This window comes from Pseudodesulfovibrio mercurii, assembly GCF_000189295.2.
Lineage (GTDB): Bacteria > Desulfobacterota > Desulfovibrionia > Desulfovibrionales > Desulfovibrionaceae > Pseudodesulfovibrio > Pseudodesulfovibrio mercurii.
Window position 1 is genome coordinate 1059828 of sequence record NC_016803.1, and the last position, 20728, is coordinate 1080555.

Consider the following 20728-nt stretch of genomic DNA (forward strand, 5'->3'; position numbering starts at 1 on the left):
GACGAAATTGCGACGGCCGTTTTCCGGCACCTTTGAGGCCGCGTCCGCCAACGCCCCGGCGAAGCGAAAAATGTTGAAATAATGCTTGCCAACGGCCCGGTTCTTTTATAGACATTCTCTTCCCGACCGTGCCGAAGTGGTGGAATTGGTAGACACGCATGGTTCAGGACCATGTGGCCGTTCGGCCGTGGAAGTTCGAGTCTTCTCTTCGGCACCAGAAAGAACAAGGGCCGCGACCTGCAGGTTGCGGCCCTTTTTCCGTTCCGTTGCATTCCTGCGACGTCCCGCCCGCCCTCCTCACAATAATGGACAGATGAAAGGAATTCGGATAGATGCCTGCTTCGCGGCGATCAGTTAGCATTCTCGCTTGGCGGGATGTCGGCTCGGTGCTCGCGGGTGCCCCGGCCCCTTGCCCGACTTTACGAAATGCCGCCCATGACCATATAGTATTGTCCCGAAATGGACGATACACCGTTATCGAGCGATTCAAATAAGTTGAGGATTCCATGTTCGCCAATTTGAGCCTGAAGGTCAAAGTGCTGGCCCTGGCCCTGCTCGGGCCGGTCATCGTCGCCCTGGTGCTGTCCGTGCACCAGGCCATCAAGATTCGCAGCGATGCCGAAACCGGCATCGTCCAACAGAGCCGGGCGCTCATCCTCATGGCCGAGGCCGCCCGGAACGAAATGGCCAAAAAGCTCAACATGGGCATCATCGTGCCCTTCGACCAGCTCGGCTCCCAGGAAAAGCTCCTGGAGTCCATCCCGGTCATCACCGCCATCAACATCGCCAAGCAGCAGGCCAGGAAGCTGAACTACAACTTCCGTGTTCCCAAGGTCGCGCCGCGCAACCCGGTGAACAAGCCCACGCCCATTGAGGAACAGGTCCTGGCCGAACTCAAGGCCAAGGACCTGAAAGAAAAGATCCTCATCGAAAACAATGAAATACGCTACTTCCGGCCCATCCGCCTGACCAAGGAATGCCTCTACTGCCACGGCGACAACAAGGGCGACCGCGACCCGGTGGGCGGGGTCAAGGAAGGCTGGAAGGAAGGCGAGATCCACGGCGCGTTCGAGATCATCACCTCCCTGGACGAGGTCAACGCCAGCGTGGCCAAGGCCGAACTCTTCGCCGCGGGCGAGACCCTGGCCGTGCTCCTGGCCGTGGGCATCCTGGTCTGGGTCCTGGTCAAGCTGATCATCGTCGGCCCGCTCTTCCGCATCCGGACCTACGCCAAGGCCGTGGCCGAGGGCGACATCGAGGCCCGGCCCGAGGGCCACTTCGCCGCCGAACTGGGCGTGGTCAAGGAGGCCATCCAAACCATGGTCGGCAACCTCAAGGCCAAGATGTTCGAGGCCGCCCAGAAGCAGGACGAGGCCGAACACGCCCAGGGCCGCGCCGAACGGGCCATGGAGGAGGCCAAGGCCCAGGAGACCAGGACCAACGGGCTGCTGACCACCATGCAGCGCATCGCGGGCGAGGCCTCGCTCATCGCCGAACAGGTCACCTCGGCGGCCGACGAACTCTCCTCCCAGGCCGACCAGGTCAGCCGGGGCGCGGACGTCCAGCGCGACCGCACCACCCAGACCGCCACAGCCATGGAAGAGATGAACGCCACGGTCCTCGAAGTGGCCCGCAACTCCTCCGACTCCGCCGAATCCGCGGCCAACGCCCGGACCCAGGCCCAGGAGGGCGCCAAGGTCGTGCGCCAGGCCATCGACGCCATCCGCGAGGTCCACGACCTGACCGCCACCCTCAAGCAGTCCATGGGCCAGCTCGGCAACCAGACCACCGACATCGGCCAGATCATGAACGTCATCGAGGACATCGCCGACCAGACCAACCTGCTGGCCCTGAACGCGGCCATCGAGGCCGCCCGCGCGGGCGAGGCCGGTCGCGGCTTCGCCGTGGTCGCGGACGAGGTCCGCAAGCTGGCCGAAAAGACCATGGCCGCCACCAAGGAGGTCGGCGACGCCATCCAGGTCATCCAGGACGCGGCCTCGGCCAACATCCGCAGCGTGGATCACGCGGCCCTGGCCGTGGAACAGGCCACCGACCTGGCCAACCGGTCCGGCGAGGCCCTGGAATCCATCGTCCAGTACGCCGACGACACCTCGGGCCGGGTGCAGTCCATCGCCACGGCGGCCGAGGAACAGTCCGCCGCGTCCGAGGAAATCAACCGCGCCGTGGACGACATCAACCTCATCGCCTCGGAGACCGCCGAGGGCATGAACCAGTCCGCCGAGGCCATCAACGAACTGGCCCGGCTGTCGAACCAGCTCCTCAAACTCATCGAGGAGATGAACGCCCACTAGGGCTCACCGCCACAGACGACAAGAGGCGCGGAGCACATTGCCCCGCGCCTCTTTTTTTCTTCGGCGAACGCGCCCCGGGGGGCGTCGCCGCCCTACCGCCAGTCGGCCAGCCCGTAGCGCTTGAGGAGGGCCTTCAGCCGCCCCGACTTCCGCAGGGCCCGCATGCCCTTGTCGAACAGGGCGGCGTGCCGGGCGGACCGGGGATCGGCGGGCGAAAACGCGATGTAGAGCTTCACGGGGGCGCCGTCGTTTCCGGCGTACTCGACGGCATCCCCGAGATGCCGGGTATGGATGAGGTAACGGATGACCTGCCCGTCGTCGGCGATGACGTCCAGCCGCCCTTCCACCAGCAGCCGGAGGTTGTGCTCGGCGGGCTTTTCCCTGGCGGTGCGGTAGATATCCATCCCGTCCTTGTGGGCCTTCAGATACGCGGCCATGTCCGGGGCCAGGGAATACCCGGCCGGGATTCCCAGGTGCCTGCCCAGGAGCGACTCCGGCCCCCGGTACCGCCAGGGATCGCCGGCCCGCACGTAAAAATCGAAGTGGTCCAGGCCGATCTCCTCTTCCGGGAAGACGAACCCCTCCGCCTCGTCGTCGGCCGCGCCGATGACCACCGAGACGTGCCCCCGGCGGCCCTCCTCCACAGCGCGCTCCCAGCCCATGAGGCGATAGTCCACCGCGATCCCGGCCGGTTCGAACACGGCCCGCAGGATGTCCACGACATATCCCTCGCGGAGGGCGCCCGGAACGCAGTTGAACGGGCACCACTCGTCCGAGGCCGCGATGATCGACTCGGCGTGCGCCGTTGAGAGGGAGCAAAAGGCCATCGCCAGACAGAGGAGAAGGACCAGTGTGTGCATGGCCCAACTATCCATCCGGACGACGTGCAACGAAATTATAATCTCGCGGGTACGCGCCCCCCTGCGCACGCCCCGCCCTTGTCAATGCCCGCATGTTTCATTATGGTTCACGGACCGACGAACCCACGTGCAACACAGGGGAATTTCATGTCCATAGCCGATCCGGCCGCGCTGATACGGAGTCTGTCGAACAAGCAGGGGCTTGCGGCCCTGCTCGACGTGTTGCCGTTGGGCGTGGCCATCATGGACCGGGACGGCACCCTGCTGGCGGTGAACCGGAACTACGAGTCCCTGACCGGGGTGACGGGCGAGCAGGTACTGGGCATCCGCTGCCTGCACGCCCTGCGTTCGGACTACTGTATGCGCAGCTGCCCGGTGCTGGGCGGGTGGACGGACAAACGCACGCGCACCGTGGAGGCGAACATCATCAACCGCGAGCGGGAGAAGGTCAGCGTGCATCTGACCCTGGCCCCGCTGGTGGCCGAGGACGGGTCCATCCGGGGGGTCATCGAGACCCTGATGCCCGCCTCGGTGCACGCCCTGGACGAGATCGTCAGCGGAGTTTCGGGCCTGGGCGAACTGGTGGGACGCAGCCCGGAGGTGCGCAAGATCTTCGCCATGACCCCGTCCATCGCCCAGACGGATTCGCCGGTGCTGATCACGGGCGAGACCGGCACGGGCAAGGACATGCTGGCCGAGGAGATCCACAAGGAGTCGGACCGGGACGGCCCGTTCGTCAAAGTCAACTGCGGGGCCCTGCCGGTGCCCCTGCTGGAATCCGAACTGTTCGGACACGTCAAGAACGCCCTGCCCGGAGCGGACCACGCCAAGCCCGGCCGGCTGCGCATGGCCCACGGCGGGTCGCTGTTCATCACCGAGATCGGGGACCTGCCCCTGCCGTTACAGACCAAACTCCTGGCCTACATGGACGACCACGCGGTCCGGCCCATCGGGTCCACCAAGGTGGTCCACACGGACGTGCGCATCATGGCCGCCAGCCACTACGACCTGGAGGACATGGTCCGGCACAAGCGGTTCCGGCGGGACCTGCTCTACCGGCTGAACGTCATCCGCCTGCACCTGCCGCCCCTGCGCGAGCGGGGCGAGGATCTGCTGCTGTTGCAGGACCACTTCCTAAAGATGTTCCAGGTGCGCTACGGCAAAAAGGTGGACCGTTTCTCCAAGAACGTGGAGACACTGCTGCGGTCCTACGAATTTCCGGGCAACATCCGGGAGCTGCGCAACCTGATCGAATACGCGGTCAACTTCTGCGACACCAACGTGGTCCGCATGCGCCACCTGCCGGGCTACCTGCTCCACGGGCCGAACCTGCCCGAGAACCTGTCCGTGCCGCCCCGGCCGGTGGAGGCGGGCGCGGTCCGGGCGGCCCCCCCCGAGCGCTGGGAGGACGTGCAGCGCAAGATGATCCTGGAGGCCCTGGTCAAGACCGGCGGCCGCAAGACCAAGGCGGCCGAGCTGCTGGGCTGGGGCCGCTCCACCCTGTGGCGCAAGATGAAACACTTCGGCATCGAGTAGGTCCCATGGAAAACATCCTCATTCCGCTCATGGACAACGAGCTGTCCCCCCGCTTCGACCTCGCGCCCGAGGTGCTGATCATCTCCATCACCCGCGAGACCAGCGCCATGGGCACCCTGAGCGAGCGGGTCATCAACTTCGAGACCCCATCGGCCGAGGCCATGTACCGGCTGGTCATGGCCGAAAACATCCAGACCATCATCTGCGCGGGCATGGAGAAGGAGGTCTACGAATTTCTCAAACGCAAGGGGATCAAGGTCCTGGACAACGTCTGCGGTCCCGTGGACCCCATTCTCGAGGCCTATCTGGCCGGACACCTCTCTTCCGGCCAAAATTATTTCTGACCCGCCGAACAGTACCATTTTGTTTCATTCTGATACAAAATGGTGTTCCAAAACAGTCCCAAAATGTTTCATTTCGTTCTTGCGAAAAGTTTCACGTGATACTCTTGACGCAAAGAACCAATTGCTATCTATAGAAACGCGGACCAAATGATCGTCTCAGGCCGTGAACTCCGTTCGGGCCGCATCGATGGGGGTCGATGCCGATCGGCCGGTCCGGGGCCGTGTTTCACGAGCGGACGCCCCGCTTCACCTCGGGACGGGCGTCCCAGGCATGTGCAAACAGTACTTCTTGGGAGGAAGGATAGTATGAAAGTCAAGGAACTGATGATTCCGGTGGACAACTACCTGACGCTGGGCACGGATGCCTCGCTCGGCGACGTGGCCTCCACGCTCAAGAGCGGCGGGCACCGGGACATCCTCATCGTGGACGAACAGGGCGCCTTCGCCGGGGTCCTGAGCATGTCCGACATGATCACCGCGTTGGAACCCAACTACAAGAAACTTTTCAAGAAAGACCTGTCCAGCGACACCCTGTCCAACCGCTATGTCGCCGAGCAGTTCAAGGAATTCAATCTCTGGACGGACACCCTGACCAACATCTGCGCCCGAGGCGTGCAGATCAAGGTCACGGACGCCATGCACATCCCCGAGGAAGACCAATACATAGATGAGGACAGCGACATCGAATACGGCGTGCACATGTACATGATCGGCACGCCCCAGCCGCTGATCGTCCGCGACAACGGCCGGGTCACCGGCGTGCTGCGCATGTCCGACGTCTTCAACGAAATCATCGGCCGCATGAACACCTGCGCCATGGCCGACTAGGCCATCCGGTCCAACGAGGAGATACACATGGAGACCGCACGCACCGCAAAACCCGCCTTTGACTGGAAACGCCTGGTGTTCATGCTCACGGGCGTCCTGCTTTTCGCCATCGTCTATTTCAGTTCGCCCTGGCCCGACGCCATCGACCCCATGGGCGAGCACTTCCCCCTGTCGGTCCAGGCCAAGGGCGCCATAGCCGTGTTCCTGCTGGCCGGCACCTGGTGGGTCTTCGAGGTGGTGCCCATCGGCGTGACCTCGCTGATGATCGGCATCCTCCAGGTCATGTTCCTGATCCGCCCGGCCAAGGTGGCCTTCAAGGACTTCATGGACCCGTCGGTCCTGTTCATCTTCGCCTCCATCATGATCGGCCTGGTCTTCACCAAGACCGGCCTGACCAAGCGGCTGGCCTACAAGATGCTCGACATCGTCGGCGAACGCACCTCGATGATCTACCTCGGCGTGTTCGTGGTCACCGCCGCCCTGACCCACATCATGGCCCACACCGCCGTGGCCGCGACCATCTACCCGCTGCTGCTGGCCATCTACGCCCTGTACGGCGAGGGCGACCGGCCGACCAAGTTCGGCAAGGGGCTGTTCATCGGCATGGCCTACGTGGCCGGCGCGGGCTCCATCATCACCCTGCTCGGCGCGGCCCGCGGCGCTGTGGCGCTCGGCTTCTTCAAGGAAATCGTCGGCGTGGACGTCGGCTTCTTCCGGCTGACCTACTTTATGGCCCCCATCGGCTGGGGCATGACCTTCCTGCTCTGGGGCTTCTTCATGGTCGTCTGCAAGCCCGAGAAGGACCGCATCCCCGGCCTGCGCGAAAAGGCCCGCGAGCTCAACGCCAAGATGGGCGGCCTGACCCGCGAGGAAATCCTGGCCGCCATCATCGTCTGCACGGTCATCGTCATCATGTCCCTGCGGGCCTTCGTCCCGGCGCTCAAGGCCGTGGACAAGACCGCCATCATCCTCTGCTCCTCGGTCCTCTTCTTCGTCTTCAAGATTCTGGACATCAAGGACCTCGAAGACATCCCCTGGAACATCATCCTGCTCTTCGCCGGCGCCATGTCCATCGGCTTCTGCCTGTGGGAGACCGGCGCGGCCAAGTGGATGGCCGTCAACTGGCTGGTCATGTTCCAGGATGCCAACGCGTTCGTCTTCATCATGTCCATCGCCTTCTTCGTGATGATCATGACCAACTTCATCATGAACGTGGCGGCCATCGCCATCTCGCTCCCCGTGGCCCTGGTCATCGCCCCCTACCTGGGCGTGGCCCCCGAAGTCATCCTGTACGCCTCGCTGGTCATGGCGGGCATGCCCTTCCTGCTCCTGGTGGGCGCGGCGCCCAACGCCATCGCCTACGACTCGGGACAGTTCACCCCCGGTGAATTCTTCCTCCTGGGCATCCCGGCGTCCCTGCTGCTGATGGTCCTGGTCGCCGCCGCAGTCCAGTTCATCTGGCCGCTCATGGGCATGCCCATCCGCATCGCCGCCGGAGGCTAGGCAGTCGGGCGCGCGTCATAATTACCATAACGGCTGTCGTACCCATAAGGCACGGCAGCCGTTTGCGTAATCGAACCACAACCACGGGTGAGCACATGGAAAAACTCGAAGAACTGTTCGATCACATAGCGTCCAGGGTGAACGTCAACCTCAAGCCCATGGGCATCGACGTCCGCTCCATCCTTCAGCACTCCATCCCGCGCGAACGGCACCTGCTGTACTACGCGTTCTACGCCCTGACCGAAGACCACCCCATCAGCTTCAAATTCAAGAACTCCAACCTCGCCGGGACCTACTTCCTGGGCAAGACCCTGGTGGACAGCTCGGTCCTGTACAAGTCCAACGTGCGCGGCGACGAGCTCAAGCGCAAGGGCGACGTGGTCGAGTTCAACGGGGTCAAGACCAAGCTCTTCTACGACGAGGTCATCCGGATCATCAATTCCTACCTGGTCAAGACCCTGGTCCACAACAACTCCAAGAACCCCGAGACGCCCGAGGTCTTCCGCATCCTCAACTCGGCGGCCATGCACTACTCCAACATCCACGGGACCACGCTCGAGGGCGTGTACCTCGGGGCCTTCGCCACCGCCGACCTGTCCATCATGCACAACTGCGTCATCGGCGACTTCGCCTACGTCCAGGCGGGCGACCTCTCCCGGCTGACCGTGGAGCCCGGCCGGGTCTGGATCAAATCCGGCGACCTGTTCGAGTTCGACTACCGCTATCCCGAAGGGGTCATCGAGCAGTACGTCAAGCTGGACAACAACGGCCACCTGACCGGCAAGTTCGTGGACTACGTGGACGAGTTCAAGGAGGACTTCGTGCCCATCTACTCCACGGCCCGGCCCGAGAACGACCACGTCGTGCCCGAGACCGCCTACGTCTCGCCCTACGCGGTCCTCAAGGGCAAATGCGAGGTGGGCGAGAACGCGCTCATCGTGCAGCGCGCCCACGTGGAGGACTCCTTCATCGGCAAGGGCTCCAACGCCCAGGAGAACTGCTACATCAAGAACTCGGTCTACGAGGGCAACAACGTCACCGCCCACGGCGGCAAGGTCATCTGGGCCACGGTGGGCCAGAACGTCTTCGTGGGCTTCAACTCCTTCATCCAGGGACGGCAGGACTGCCCCATCACCATCGGCCGCGACTCCATCGTCATGCCCCACACCATCATCGACGCCGAGGAGTGCATCGAGATTCCGGACAACTCCGCCATCTGGGGGTACGTGACCAAACAGGCCGACCTGAAGACCCAGTGCATCGACCTGGACGAACTGGCCCGGTCCACCGACATCACCCTGGGCAACGCCACCTTCAAGGGCGACGGCAAAGCTTTCGTCGATGCGTTCAGACACCGCATCGATCACATCCGTGAAGAAAACGGCGCATACTTCGACGGGTCCGACAAGACCCGCGGACATGCCCAAAAGACGCGGGATGCGGCCTTCAACATCCTCCAGCCCTTCCAATCGGGCAAGGATGCGGGCATGTATCCGACAATGACCATCGGGGACTAGATCTTGCCATCGAGACAGATCCCGGCAATCCAATCATCAGGAGTAACCGAACATGCCTCAGACACTGACCCAGGCCTTTAGCAGAAACTTCCTCGGCAGCGCGCCCAGCTGGTACAAAATGGCCATCGTGGCCTTTTTGGTGATCAACCCCATCCTCATGGTAACGGCCGGAACGTTCATCGCGGGCTGGGTGCTCATCGCCGAATTCATCTTCACCCTGGCCATGGCGCTGAAATGCTATCCGCTCCCCGCGGGCGGTCTGCTGGCCATCGAGGCCGTCATCATGGGCATGACCTCGCCGAGGACCGTGTACCACGAGGCCCTGACCAACTTCCCGGTCATCCTGCTCCTGATCTTCATGGTCGCGGGCATCTACTTCATGAAGGACTTCCTCCAGTACACCTTCACCCGCATCCTCACCCGCGTGCAGTCCAAGATCGTCATCTCGCTGCTCTTCTGCTTCGCGGGCGCGTTCCTCTCCGCCTTCCTGGACGCCCTGACCGTCACCGCCGTGATCATCGCCGTGGCCTACGGGTTCTACAACGTGTACCACCGGTTCGCCTCGGGCAAGACCATGAACTGCTCCCACGACCTCTGCTCCGACGAGACCGTCAAGGAACAGAACCGGAACGATCTCCGCGAATTCCGCGGCTTCCTGCGCAACCTGATGATGCACGGCGCGGTCGGCACCGCGCTGGGCGGCGTCTGCACCCTGGTGGGCGAGCCCCAGAACCTGCTCATCGGCGAGGTCATGGGCTGGCACTTCGTACCCTTCTTCCTCAACATGGCCCACGTGTCCATGCCCGTCCTGGCCATGGGCATGCTGACCTGCGTGGTCGTGGAGCAGTTCCACCTCTTCGGCTACGGCGCGAAGCTGCCCGGCAACATCCGCTCCCACCTGCTTGAGACCGCCGTCGAGATGGAATCCAAGCGCGGCGCCCAGGGCAAGGCCAAGCTCGTGGTCCAGGCCCTGGTCGGCATCTGGCTGATCCTGGCCCTGGCCTTCCACCTGGCCGAGGTCGGCATCATCGGCCTGTCCGTCATCGTCGTCCTGACCGCCTTCAACGGCTTCATCGACGAACACCAGCTCGGCCCGGCCTTCGAAGAGGCCCTGCCCTTCACCGCCCTGCTCGTGGTCTTCTTCTCCATCGTCGGCGTCATCCACGACCAGCACCTGTTCGCCCCGGTCATGCACTTCGTCCTCGGCCTGGAAGGCCAGACCCAGCTCGCCGCATACTACGCGGCCAACGGCCTGCTCTCCATGATCTCGGACAACGTCTTCGTGGCCACCGTCTACATCTCCGAGACCAAGATTCACTTCGTCCAGCTGCTGTCCACCTTCCCCGGCGTGACCGACGCGGCGGCCCTGATGGACAAGCTGACCGACCCGTTCCTGGAGCGGACCGACGTCATCGCCTCGCTGCCCGCAGGCATCCAGGACCAGGTGGCCAAGATGATGACCCACTTCGACCACCTGGCCGTGGCCATCAACACCGGCACCAACATCCCGTCCGTGGCCACCCCCAACGGCCAGGCCGCCTTCCTGTTCCTGCTGACCTCGGCGCTGGCCCCGGTCATCCGCCTGTCGTACGGCCGCATGGTCGTCCTGGCCCTGCCCTACACCATCACCATGTCCCTCACCGGTCTGGCCGCCACCTACTTCTTCTCCTGGTAGCCCCGACCGGCACGACGACAATTCCCAAGGCCCCGCGCGTTTGCGCGGGGCCTTTTTCTCGCCGTTGCGGCCGCCCGGACCAAGGACCGCCCAACCATCCCGCACAGCTTCGCGTGATCCGGTGGCGTGATGGCGGACTGCCGTGCAATGCATTTGCCCGATTCAGGAGAATACGGCATTTGCCCGATTCGGGGAAATACCGCATTTGCCCGATTCGGGAAAAGACCGGCAAGATCCCGGATTCGTTGCCCGTTCCAAATCGGGCGAATGCGCGATCGGCCGTCGTGCAATGCCGGTGGAAGGCGCGCGTCCTCCCCGGCTGAAAAAAAGGCGCACCCGCATGGAGCGGGTGCGCCGGGGAGTCCGTTTTTCCGGACAGGGGCGGCCGTCCGGGCCGTTAGGGCCCGTCACGACCTGAATTTAGGCGTCCAGTTTGGGCGAGTTGTCCAGATGTTCCTTGCACAGCCAGACAATGGACTGGGTCTCGGTGTCCAGGTGCGGGCTGACGCCGTGCGTCGTGCCGCAGACCGCGCACCGATATTCGTTCTCGCACTTCGGGTAGCACTCGATGGAATTGAGCATCTGATTGAAACGGCTGATGATCGGGAACATGGGATGATCCGCATGCCGCTTGCGATCCTTGCTGTTCAGCTTGCCGTTGTCATTCACCTTGACGGTAATCATACGGGAACGGTTGATCAACCCTTCCTTCTTGTTCATGACCACTTTGGTGGGTTCTTCCCAGCGGCAGATGATCCGCTTCCGTTCCTGGTCATAACGCATGGACATGGCGTCCTCCTTGGCGCGGCCGTCCTTCCCATTCGGACCGCGGGGTTCGGATTCACCTCATGTGCCTCGGCCGAACGGAACAGTCCGGGCCGAAACACGTCAAATCACATAGTCGATGGCCTTCCGGCCCGAGGCCACCTTCTTCACGAAGGCGACGCACGCCTGGTGCTCGGGGTGTCCCTGATAATGGTTCAGTGCATCCACGTCGTCGTGTTCGGAGCACAGGATCACATGGCACTCGGGGTCCGCGGCCACGATGTCCGCACTCACTTCAATATGCCGAAGGCCCTCGATGCGCCCGGCGAGCGCCTCCAGGATTTCCTTCATCTTGGCGCCGTTCTCGGCGGCAGTATGACCTTCGGCCTCATCCTTCAACGTCCACATGACGATATGTCTGACCACTGGGACACTCCTTACAAAGGTAACAATTCTGGCAATATAGACGAAGCGGCGTGCGATAGATACTTGTTTACACAAATCAGGATAACAACGGTTTGCCGTTTTGTCACCCCAATGCAGGGAAATATATCATTCCCTTGACCGCATTTCCGGGAGATGGTGAGACTGCCCGGAGTGCGCCGCCTTGACTTCGGCAGGCAAAGGCCCATCCTTTGCATACGTCTTGGCGTCGCCCTTTTGCCAGACTACTTCATGCACAAGAAATGCCAAAAAGAGCCACCATGCGCAAAATACTTTGTCTGATCCTGCTGTTGTCCTGCCTCTGCGCCCTGCCCGCCGGACCGGCCCTCGGCGCGGACGAGAAACCCAAGAAGAGCGTGCTCTGTCTGAACTCCTACCACGACGGCTACCAGTGGTCGGACGGCATCATGCGCGGCATCCGTTCGGTCCTGGAGAACAGCCACTACAAGATCGATCTCCAGATCGAATACATGAACGCGAAAAGATACAACTACGAGGACGTGACCCGCATGCTCCTGCGGCTCTACAAGGAGAAGTTCAAGAACGAAAAGTTCGACCTGATCATGACCTCGGACAACGACGCCTACTCCTTTGCCACCCATTACCGGGACATTCTCTTTCCGGGCGTTCCGCTGGTGTACTGTGGCGTCAACTACCTGAACACCGACGACACGGACGTGGACAACGCCACGGGCGTCATCGAAATATTCAACCTGTCCAAAACCCTGGACGTGGCCCTGCGCCTGCACCCGGGCAAGAAGCACATGGTCGTGGTCAGCGACTCATCCACGACCGGCGCCGCCATCACCCGCCAGGTCAGGAACCAGTTGGCGCGCTACAAGGTGCCGCTGACCACCGAATACTGGATCGACATGTCCCTGCGCAACGTCATGGACCGGGTGGCCCACCTTCCCCAGGACACCTTCCTGTTCTTCGTCCCCTACTACCAGGTCATCGACGGCCGCTTCCTGACCGCTGAGGAAGTCATGCAGGCCATCTCGGCCCGGTCCTCGGTACCCATCTACACGTCCTGGGAATTCCTGGCGGGCAACGGCGCGGTGGGCGGCAACATGCTCTCCGGCTTCCTGCACGGCCAGCGGGCGGCCCGCACCGCCCTGGAAGTCCTCGACGGCAAGAACGCCGACGAAATCCCCGTGTTCCGCGAGACCACCGGCGAATACATCTTCGACTACACGGTCATGAAGCGACTCAACCTGGACATGGACCTGCTCCCCGAAGGCAGCCGGATCATCAACGCACCCAAGGCGTTCTACGAACTCTCCAAGGAGCTGTCCTGGACCATCATGGTCAGCTTCGCCCTGCTCGTGCTGGTGCTCATCTTCCTGCCCCTGACCATGCTCGAACGGCGCAAGGTGGAACGAAAGATCAAGGATCAGCTGGCCTTTCAGGAGACCCTGATGGACACGGTCCCGCAGTTGGTCTCGTGGAAGGACGCGGACGGGCAGTACCTCGGCACCAACCGGGCCTTCTCGGAATTCTTCGGCCTGGTGCACGGCGAGGGCATCGTCAACCGGACCACCCACGACGTCATCCCGGACCTGGACTACGCCTCCTGGGCCTCGGGCGCGGACCGGGCCGTGATCAACAAGGGCCAGGCCTTCCGCAAGGAGCGGCGCAAGCTCATGGACGCCACGGACACCCCGGCCTGGATCGAAGTCACCAAGGTGCCCATCACGGACCGGTCGGGCCAGATCGTGGGCGTGCTCTCCATGGCCGACAACATCACCACCGAACTGAACCTGGAAAAACAGCTCCTGCAATCCCAGAAGATGGAGGCCATCGGCACCCTTGCCGGGGGCATCGCCCATGATTTCAACAACATCCTGACCAGCATCATCAACTCCACCGAACTGGCCGTGAGCGACCTGGACCCTGAGTCCATGACCACCAGGGACCTGGAGCGGGTGCTCAAGGCGGCCCGGCGCGGCGGCCGGGTGGTCAAGCAGATCCTGGCCTTCAGCCGCCCCTCCACCGAGGGGTTCCGACCCACGGACGTGGGCGGGGTCATCACCGAGGCCGTGGAGCTGCTCAAGTCCTCCATGCCGCGCAAGATCGAGGTCCTCTCGCGCATCAAGGAGAACCTGTCCTGCGTGTACGCCGACCCGACCCAGATCCACCAGGTGGTCATGAACCTGTGCACCAACGCCTTCCACGCCCTGCGGCGCACGGGCGGAACCATCGAGGTCCGCCTGGACCAGGCCGAGGTCGCGGGCGAGGAGGCGGACATCCTCGGGCTGACGCCGGGCGAATACGTGCGCCTGGTGGTGGAGGACAACGGCCCCGGCATCCCCCAGGACATCGTGGACAAGATATTCGACCCCTTCTTCACCACCAAGGACAAGACCGAGGGCACCGGGCTGGGGCTGGCGGTCGTCCACGGCATCGTGCACAGCCACAAGGGCGGCCTCCGGGTGGACCCGCGCGAGGGCGGCGGCACGGTCTTCTCCATCTTCCTGCCCAAGGGCGACGCGGACCAGTGCGGGGACGTGGACCTGCTCGGCGTGCCGCACAACCTCGGCGCGCACATCCTCTTCGTGGAGGACGACGCGGACCAGCTCCAGACAACGCCGCGCCTGCTTGAGACCATGGGCTACGTGGTGGACGGCCAGGAAAGTCCGCTCCAGGCCCTGCGCCGGGTCAACGACATGCCCGGCGAATTCGACCTGGTCATCACCGACTACGATATGCCCGGCATGAGCGGCACCCAGCTGGCCCGGCGGCTGGCGGTCATCGACCCGAACCTGCCGATCATCCTCATCTCCGGCCGCGAGGACGCGGTTTCGGCGGCCGCGGACTTGCCGAACATCCGTCTGGTGGTTATCAAACCATACGACAAGCAGGATCTGTCTCGGGCCATCAACACCGTGTTGAACGAAGAGAAACAGGGGGAATGACGTGGCCGACATACTGATCATCGACGACGACCATGACGTCTGCGAGACCATGGAGAGCCTGATCACCAGGCTGACCCATGACTGCGTCTCGGCCCACACCCTGGACTCCGGGCTGCGGCTGATGCGCAAAAAGGCCTTCGACGTGATCTTCCTGGACGTGCGCCTGCCCGACGGCAACGGCCTGGACATCCTGCCGGACATCATGGCCCTGCCCGACCCGCCCGAGGTCATCATCCTGACCGGCAAGGGCGATCCGGACGGCGCGGAGCTGGCCATCCGAGGCGGGGTCTGGGACTACCTGCTCAAGCCCTCCTCCATCCGCGAGATATCCCTGACCCTGGGCCGGGCCCTCAAGTACCACGACGAAAAGCGCGAACGGGATGCCGAGCGCAACCTGGAACTCAACGGCGTGGTCGGCGACAGCCCGATCATCAAGGTCAGCTTCAACCTCCTGTCCCAGGCGGCCCGGTCCGAGTCCAACGTGCTCATCACCGGCGAAACCGGCACGGGCAAGGAGTTGTTCGCCTCGACCATCCACGCCAACTCCAAGCGCAAGTCCGGCAACTTCGTGGTCGTGGACTGCGCAGGGCTGACCGAGTCCCTGCTCGAATCCACCCTGTACGGCCACCGCAAGGGCGCCTTCACCGGGGCCCAGGCGGACCGCATCGGCCTGGTCAAGCTGGCCGACGGCGGGACCCTGTTCCTGGACGAGGTGGGCGAGATGCCGCTCAGCATGCAGAAGGCCTTCCTGCGCGTGCTCCAGGAGAGGACCTTCCGCCCGGTGGGCGACACCCGCGAGCAGACCAGCGACTTCCGGCTGGTGGCGGCCACCAACCGGAACCTCGACGACATGGTCGAAAAGGGAACATTCCGATCGGACCTGCTGTATCGTCTCAAGACAATGCACATCCACCTGCCGCCCCTGCGGGAACGGCCCGAGGACATCAAGGCCCTGTGCACCTACCGGGTCAGCCAGCTCTGCCGCCAGTACGGCATGCCGCCCAAGTCCTTCGGCTCGGACTTCAACCCGGCCCTGGAGAGCTATGACTGGCCCGGCAACGTTCGGGAACTGTTCAACATCCTGGAACGGGCCGTGGTCACCTCCGGCACGGAAAAGACCCTCTACGCCATGCACCTGCCGCGCGAACTGCGCATCCTTATCGCCAAGGCCCAGATCGAGCGCATGACCAACGCCCTGCCCGAGGAGGAAACCCCGGTGCCCGGAGACACGGAGCCTGTCCGAAAAATCGGACAGGACATCTTCGAGGACATCTTCGAACAGGAGCTGCCCACCCTGCGGGACTTCAAGAGCACGGCGGAAAAGGTCTACCTGGGCGAACTCATCCGCCAGTGCGACGGCGACCTCCCCCGCATCCTCGACGTGTCCAAGCTCTCGCGCTCCCACTTCTACGGTCTGCTCAAGAAGTACGGCCTGTCCCTGTAGGCGCGCCCGTGGCCGATTTCGACTCCTATTGCGCCTTCTGTGCCACCCGGCCTGCGAACGACGTGGACCGCGCGTACCACGACACCCGGTACGGCTTTCCCATCGAGGACGACACCGAGCTGTTCGCCCTGCTCGTCCTGGAGATCAACCAGGCGGGGCTGAGCTGGCGGACAATCCTCAACAAGGAAACCAATTTCCGCAAGGCCTACGACGGGTTCGACATTCCCACCGTGGCCGCCTACGGCGACGCGGACCGGACCCGGCTCCTGAACGACGCCGGGATCATCCGCAACCGCCTCAAGGTCGATGCTGCCATCCACAACGCGAACGCCGTCCTGGCCCTGCAACGGGAACACGGCTCCTTCAAGGCGTGGCTCGACGCCCACCACCCCCTGGAAAAAACCGACTGGGTCAAACTGTTCAAGACCCGCTTCAAGTTCGTGGGCGGCGAGATCGTCGGCGAATTTCTGATGAGTTCCGGCTACCTGAAAGGGGCGCACACGACGTCATGCCCGATCCACGACGCCGTTCTCCAAACCGGCCCGGCCTGGGTCCGGACCACCGGACGGTGACATCCGCAACGCCTCGCATTCCGGACGATCCCGGTCAGTCTTTTTTTTCGGACACACCCCGTTTCACCCCCTCCGCGCCACTTTGCGCAAAAATGCCCATGAATCGTGCTTTTATCATGTCCGCAACCTGCATTTCGTCCTATTTTTCAGACTGACGCCCTTGCCGGAATCGCCCGCTTCGTTTTGCCTTCTCCCCAACCTACTGTAAATCCGGCTCATTTTATTTTTCACAGAGTTGGCACGGATGTTGAGTAAGGATCGTGTCATCAAATGAAGGGGTCCGCCCTGCGGACGCCAACAAATTCCGACGATCCACAATAGGAGAAGAACCGAATGTCAAAGATGAAAACGATGGATGGCAACACCGCCGCCGCCTGGGTGGCCTATGCCATGAGTGAAACCGCCGCCATCTACCCCATCACGCCCTCGTCCACCATGGGCGAGATCGCCGACGAGTGGGCGGCTCAGGGCCGCAAGAATATTTTCGGGCAGACCGTAGAAGTCCGTCAGCTCCAGAGCGAAGCGGGCGCGGCGGGCGCCGTGCACGGCGGCCTGGCCGGCGGCGCGCTGACCACCACCTTCACCGCCTCCCAGGGCCTGCTGCTGATGATCCCGAACATGTACAAGATCGCGGGCGAACTGCTGCCCTGCGTCTTCCACGTGTCGGCCCGCGCACTGGCGGCCCACGCCCTGTCCATCTTCGGCGACCACCAGGACGTCATGGCCTGCCGCCAGACCGGCTTCGCCATGCTCGCCTCGGCCTCCGTCCAGGAGGTCATGGACCTCGCCCTGGTGGCCCACCTGTCCACGGTCGAGTCCTCCGTGCCCTTCGTCTCCTTCTTCGACGGCTTCCGCACCTCCCACGAGATTCAGAAGATCGAGACCATCGACTACGCGGACATGAAGCCCCTGCTGAACATGGACAAGGTGGCCAAGTTCCGCAAACGGGCCATGAACCCCGAACATCCGAACGTTCGCGGCACCGCCCAGAACCCGGACATCTACTTCCAGGGCCGCGAGGCCTCCAACTCCCACTACGAGGCCATTCCGGCCATCGTCGAGGAGTACATGGAGAAGGTCTCCGCCCTGACCGGCCGCAACTACAAGCCCTTCGACTACGTGGGCGCACCCGACGCCGAGCGCGTCATCGTCTCCATGGGCTCCTCCTGCGAGACCATCGAGGAAGTGGTCAACCGCCTGATCGCCGAAGGCGAGAAGGTCGGCCTGATCAAGGTCCGCCTGTACCGTCCGTTCTCCGCCAAACATTTCCTGACCGTGCTGCCCGCGACCGCCAAGTACGTGTCCGTGCTCGACCGCACCAAAGAGCCGGGCGCCCTGGGCGATCCGCTGTACCAGGACGTCAGCACCGTGTTCCTGGAACAGGGCAACGGTCCCGTCCTCACCGCCGGCCGCTACGGCCTGGGCTCCAAGGAGTTCACGCCCGCCATGGCCAAGGCGGTGTTCGACAACATGGCGTCTTCCGCCCCCAAGGCCCACTTCACCGTGGGCATCGAGGACGACGTCACCAACGCCTCCCTTGTCACGACCGGGACCCTGGACACCACCCCCGAAGGCACCGTCCAGTGCAAGTTCTGGGGTCTCGGTTCCGACGGGACGGTAGGCGCCAACAAGCAGGCCATCAAGATCATCGGCGACAACACCGACATGTACGCGCAGGGCTACTTCGCCTACGACTCCAAGAAGTCCGGCGGCATCACCATCTCCCACCTGCGCTTCGGCCACAAACCCATCCAGTCCACCTACCTGGTCACCTCGGCCGACTACGTGGCCTGCCACAACCCGAGCTACGTGCACCTGTACGACGTGCTCGACGGCATCAAGGACGGCGGCACCTTCGTGCTGAACTCCCCCTGGTCCGCCGAGCAGATGGACCAGGAACTGCCCGCCGCCATGCGCCGGACCATCGCCAAAAAGAACCTCAAGTTCTACACCATCGACGCGGTCAAGATCGCGGGCGAGGTGGGCCTGGGCGGCCGCATCAACATGGTCATGCAGACCGCCTTCTTCAAGCTGGCCGACGTCATTCCCTTCGAACAGGCCGTCAGCCTGCTCAAGGACGGCATCGACAAGGCCTACGGCAAGAAGGGTCCGAAGATCGTCGAGATGAACTGCGCCGCCGTTGACAAGGCCCCGGCCGCCCTGGTCGAGATCGCCGTCCCGGCCGCCTGGGCCGGACTTGCCGACGACGTCAAGCCCGAGACCGACGAGCCCGATTACGTCAAGAACATCATGCGCCCGGTCCTGGCCCAGAAGGGCGACGACCTGCCGGTCTCCGTCTTCTCCCAGGACGGCACCGTGCCGCTGTCCACCTCCAAGTACGAGAAGCGCGGCGTGGCCATCAAGGTCCCCGAGTGGATCGCCGACAACTGCATCCAGTGCAACCAGTGCGCCTTTGTCTGCCCGCACGCTGCCCTGCGCCCGGTGCTGGTCACCGAGGACGAGATGAAGAACGCCCCGGCCGCCTTCACCACCCAGAACGCCAAGGGCAAGGACGTGGCCGGTCTGAAGTACCGCATGCAGGTCAACACCCTGGACTGCCTGGGCTGCGGCAACTGCGCCGACATCTGCCCGGCCAAGGAAAAGGCGCTGGTCATGAAGCCCATCGCCACCCAGACCGGCGAGCAGGTGCCCAACTTCGACTTCACCGAAACCGTGTCCTACAAGGACGCCTTCAAGCGTGATTCCGTCAAGGGATCCCAGTTCAAGCAGGCCCTCATGGAATTCTCCGGCGCCTGCGCGGGCTGCGGCGAGACCCCCTACGTCAAGGTGCTGACCCAGCTGTTCGGCGAGCGCATGATCATCGCCAACGCCACGGGCTGCTCCTCCATCTGGGGCGCTTCCGCACCCTCCACCCCCTACTGCACCAACCGCGACGGCTTCGGCCCGGCCTGGGGCAACTCCCTGTTCGAGGACGCGGCCGAATTCGGCTTCGGCATCGAGATGGGCGTGAACAGCCGCCGCAAGACCCTGATCGCCAAGTGCGAAGAGGCCCTGTGCGGCGCTCCCGTCGGCGTCAAGTCCGCCATGGAGGCCTGGCTGGCCGCCAAGGACGACGCCGAGGCATCCGCCGAGACCGGCGCGGCCCTGAAGGCCGCCCTCGAAGGCGCCTCCGACGCAAACCTCAAGGCCATCGCGGCCGACGCCGACCTGTTCACCAAGAAGTCCGTGTGGATCTTCGGCGGCGACGGCTGGGCCTACGACATCGGCTACGGCGGCGTGGACCACGTGCTGGCCTCCGGCAAGGACGTGAACATCCTGGTCATGGACACCGAGGTGTACTCCAACACCGGCGGACAGTCCTCCAAGGCCACCCCGCTCGGCTCCATCGCCAAGTTCGCGGCCGCTGGCAAGGCCACCGGCAAGAAGGACCTGGGTCGCATGGCCATGACCTACGGCTACGTCTACGTGGCCTCCGTGGCCATGGGCGCGGACAAGCAGCAGTTGATCAAGGCCTTCAAGGAGGCCGAGGCCTACAACGGACCGTCCCTGATCATCTGCTACGCCCCGTGCATCAACCAGGGCATCAAGAAGGGCATGGGCAAGACCCAGCTCGAACAGAAGCTGGCCGTGGACTCCGGCTACTGGCCCCTGTACCGCTACAACCCCGAACTCACCGCCCAGGGCAAGAATCCGTTCATCCTGGAGTCCAAGGCTCCCGACGGAACCCTCCAGGAATTCCTGTCCGGCGAAAACCGCTACGCCATGCTCGAACGGTTCCACCCGGAACTGTCCAAGGCGTTCCGCGAGAAACTGGAGAAGGACTACGCCGACCGTTACGCCATCCTCTCTCATCTGGCCGAAGCCGACTACGGCAAGACCGAGATGGAGGAGCCTGCCGCGTGCGAAACCGGTGTGTCGGCCGAAGCCCCGGGTTCCGGCGAACCCTGTGACGACGGCAGATAATAGTTAGAGGCATGTGCGGGGCGGGGTTGTTGCGGAGGCTTCTGCCTGACCCGCCCCGCACATCAGTTGCAACCGTGAGGGTCGCTCCT

14 protein-coding genes and 1 tRNA gene are annotated in these 20728 nt (G+C 63.5%); 12 read left to right on the forward strand and 3 right to left on the reverse strand.

Annotated features, from left to right (window positions below):
• The first annotated feature begins 130 nt into the window (after positions 1-130).
• Positions 131-217: transfer RNA gene (locus DND132_RS05010), tRNA-Leu, on the forward strand.
• A 289-nt stretch (positions 218-506) separates the two neighbouring features.
• Positions 507-2312 (forward strand): methyl-accepting chemotaxis protein, encoded by a 1806-nt coding sequence (locus DND132_RS05015; RefSeq protein WP_014321620.1) that lies wholly within the window; start codon positions 507-509, stop codon positions 2310-2312.
• A gap of 92 nt (positions 2313-2404) precedes the next feature.
• Here the strand turns inward: DND132_RS05015 and DND132_RS05020 are convergent, their stop codons facing one another.
• The gene (locus DND132_RS05020) at positions 2405-3172 is read right to left on the reverse strand and encodes a substrate-binding periplasmic protein (protein WP_014321621.1); all 768 of its coding nucleotides are present in this window, start codon (positions 3170-3172) and stop codon (positions 2405-2407) included.
• A gap of 147 nt (positions 3173-3319) precedes the next feature.
• On the opposite strand from DND132_RS05020, the gene DND132_RS05025 reads away from it, so the two are divergent.
• The 6 genes from DND132_RS05025 (at position 3320) to nhaB (ending at position 10575) form a co-directional block, all read left to right on the forward strand.
• The gene (locus DND132_RS05025) at positions 3320-4708 is read left to right on the forward strand and encodes a sigma-54 interaction domain-containing protein (RefSeq protein ID WP_014321622.1); all 1389 of its coding nucleotides are present in this window, start codon (positions 3320-3322) and stop codon (positions 4706-4708) included.
• A 5-nt stretch (positions 4709-4713) separates the two neighbouring features.
• On the forward strand, positions 4714-5052 hold the full coding sequence (locus DND132_RS05030; RefSeq protein WP_014321623.1) for a NifB/NifX family molybdenum-iron cluster-binding protein: 339 nt from the start codon (positions 4714-4716) through the stop codon (positions 5050-5052).
• Between the two features lie 306 nt (positions 5053-5358).
• Entirely contained in the window at positions 5359-5880 is a 522-nt protein-coding gene (locus tag DND132_RS05035) for a CBS domain-containing protein (protein ID WP_014321624.1), read from the forward strand.
• Positions 5881-5907: 27 nt separating this feature from the next.
• On the forward strand, positions 5908-7383 hold the full coding sequence (locus tag DND132_RS05040) for an SLC13 family permease (protein WP_014321625.1): 1476 nt from the start codon (positions 5908-5910) through the stop codon (positions 7381-7383).
• A 95-nt stretch (positions 7384-7478) separates the two neighbouring features.
• Complete coding sequence (locus tag DND132_RS05045) at positions 7479-8900, forward strand: transferase (protein WP_014321626.1); 1422 nt, start codon at positions 7479-7481, stop codon at positions 8898-8900.
• Positions 8901-8952: 52 nt separating this feature from the next.
• Positions 8953-10575, forward strand: coding sequence for a sodium/proton antiporter NhaB (gene nhaB, locus DND132_RS05050; RefSeq protein WP_014321627.1), 1623 nt, complete (start codon positions 8953-8955; stop codon positions 10573-10575).
• A gap of 420 nt (positions 10576-10995) precedes the next feature.
• Here the strand turns inward: nhaB and DND132_RS05055 are convergent, their stop codons facing one another.
• Positions 10996-11364 (reverse strand): hypothetical protein, encoded by a 369-nt coding sequence (locus DND132_RS05055; RefSeq protein WP_014321628.1) that lies wholly within the window; start codon positions 11362-11364, stop codon positions 10996-10998.
• 99 nt (positions 11365-11463) lie between these two features.
• Entirely contained in the window at positions 11464-11766 is a 303-nt protein-coding gene (locus DND132_RS05060) for a Dabb family protein (RefSeq protein WP_014321629.1), read from the reverse strand.
• 278 nt (positions 11767-12044) lie between these two features.
• Between DND132_RS05060 and DND132_RS05065 the strand changes: the two genes are divergently transcribed.
• The 4 genes from DND132_RS05065 to nifJ all read left to right on the forward strand — a co-directional run bounded on the left by DND132_RS05065 (position 12045) and on the right by nifJ (position 20639).
• Entirely contained in the window at positions 12045-14699 is a 2655-nt protein-coding gene (locus DND132_RS05065; protein WP_014321630.1) for a hybrid sensor histidine kinase/response regulator, read from the forward strand.
• 1 nt (position 14700) lies between these two features.
• Positions 14701-16143, forward strand: coding sequence for a sigma-54-dependent transcriptional regulator (locus tag DND132_RS05070; protein WP_014321631.1), 1443 nt, complete (start codon positions 14701-14703; stop codon positions 16141-16143).
• Between the two features lie 8 nt (positions 16144-16151).
• Complete coding sequence (locus DND132_RS05075; RefSeq protein ID WP_014321632.1) at positions 16152-16715, forward strand: DNA-3-methyladenine glycosylase I; 564 nt, start codon at positions 16152-16154, stop codon at positions 16713-16715.
• 333 nt (positions 16716-17048) lie between these two features.
• Complete coding sequence (nifJ, locus tag DND132_RS05080; protein WP_014321633.1) at positions 17049-20639, forward strand: pyruvate:ferredoxin (flavodoxin) oxidoreductase; 3591 nt, start codon at positions 17049-17051, stop codon at positions 20637-20639.
• The last annotated feature ends 89 nt before the right edge of the window (positions 20640-20728 follow it).

Bases quoted from the DNA above. Each gene is read 5' to 3' on its own strand.
- DND132_RS05015 (WP_014321620.1), top strand. From the start codon at position 507: ATGTTCGCCAATTTGAGCCTGAAGGTCAAAGTGCTGGCCCTGGCCCTG.
- DND132_RS05020 (WP_014321621.1), bottom strand. From the start codon at position 3,172: ATGCACACACTGGTCCTTCTCCTCTGTCTGGCGATGGCCTTTTGCTCC.
- DND132_RS05025 (WP_014321622.1), top strand. From the start codon at position 3,320: ATGTCCATAGCCGATCCGGCCGCGCTGATACGGAGTCTGTCGAACAAG.
- DND132_RS05030 (WP_014321623.1), top strand. From the start codon at position 4,714: ATGGAAAACATCCTCATTCCGCTCATGGACAACGAGCTGTCCCCCCGC.
- DND132_RS05035 (WP_014321624.1), top strand. From the start codon at position 5,359: ATGAAAGTCAAGGAACTGATGATTCCGGTGGACAACTACCTGACGCTG.
- DND132_RS05040 (WP_014321625.1), top strand. From the start codon at position 5,908: ATGGAGACCGCACGCACCGCAAAACCCGCCTTTGACTGGAAACGCCTG.
- DND132_RS05045 (WP_014321626.1), top strand. From the start codon at position 7,479: ATGGAAAAACTCGAAGAACTGTTCGATCACATAGCGTCCAGGGTGAAC.
- nhaB (WP_014321627.1), top strand. From the start codon at position 8,953: ATGCCTCAGACACTGACCCAGGCCTTTAGCAGAAACTTCCTCGGCAGC.
- DND132_RS05055 (WP_014321628.1), bottom strand. From the start codon at position 11,364: ATGTCCATGCGTTATGACCAGGAACGGAAGCGGATCATCTGCCGCTGG.
- DND132_RS05065 (WP_014321630.1), top strand. From the start codon at position 12,045: ATGCGCAAAATACTTTGTCTGATCCTGCTGTTGTCCTGCCTCTGCGCC.
- nifJ (WP_014321633.1), top strand. From the start codon at position 17,049: ATGTCAAAGATGAAAACGATGGATGGCAACACCGCCGCCGCCTGGGTG.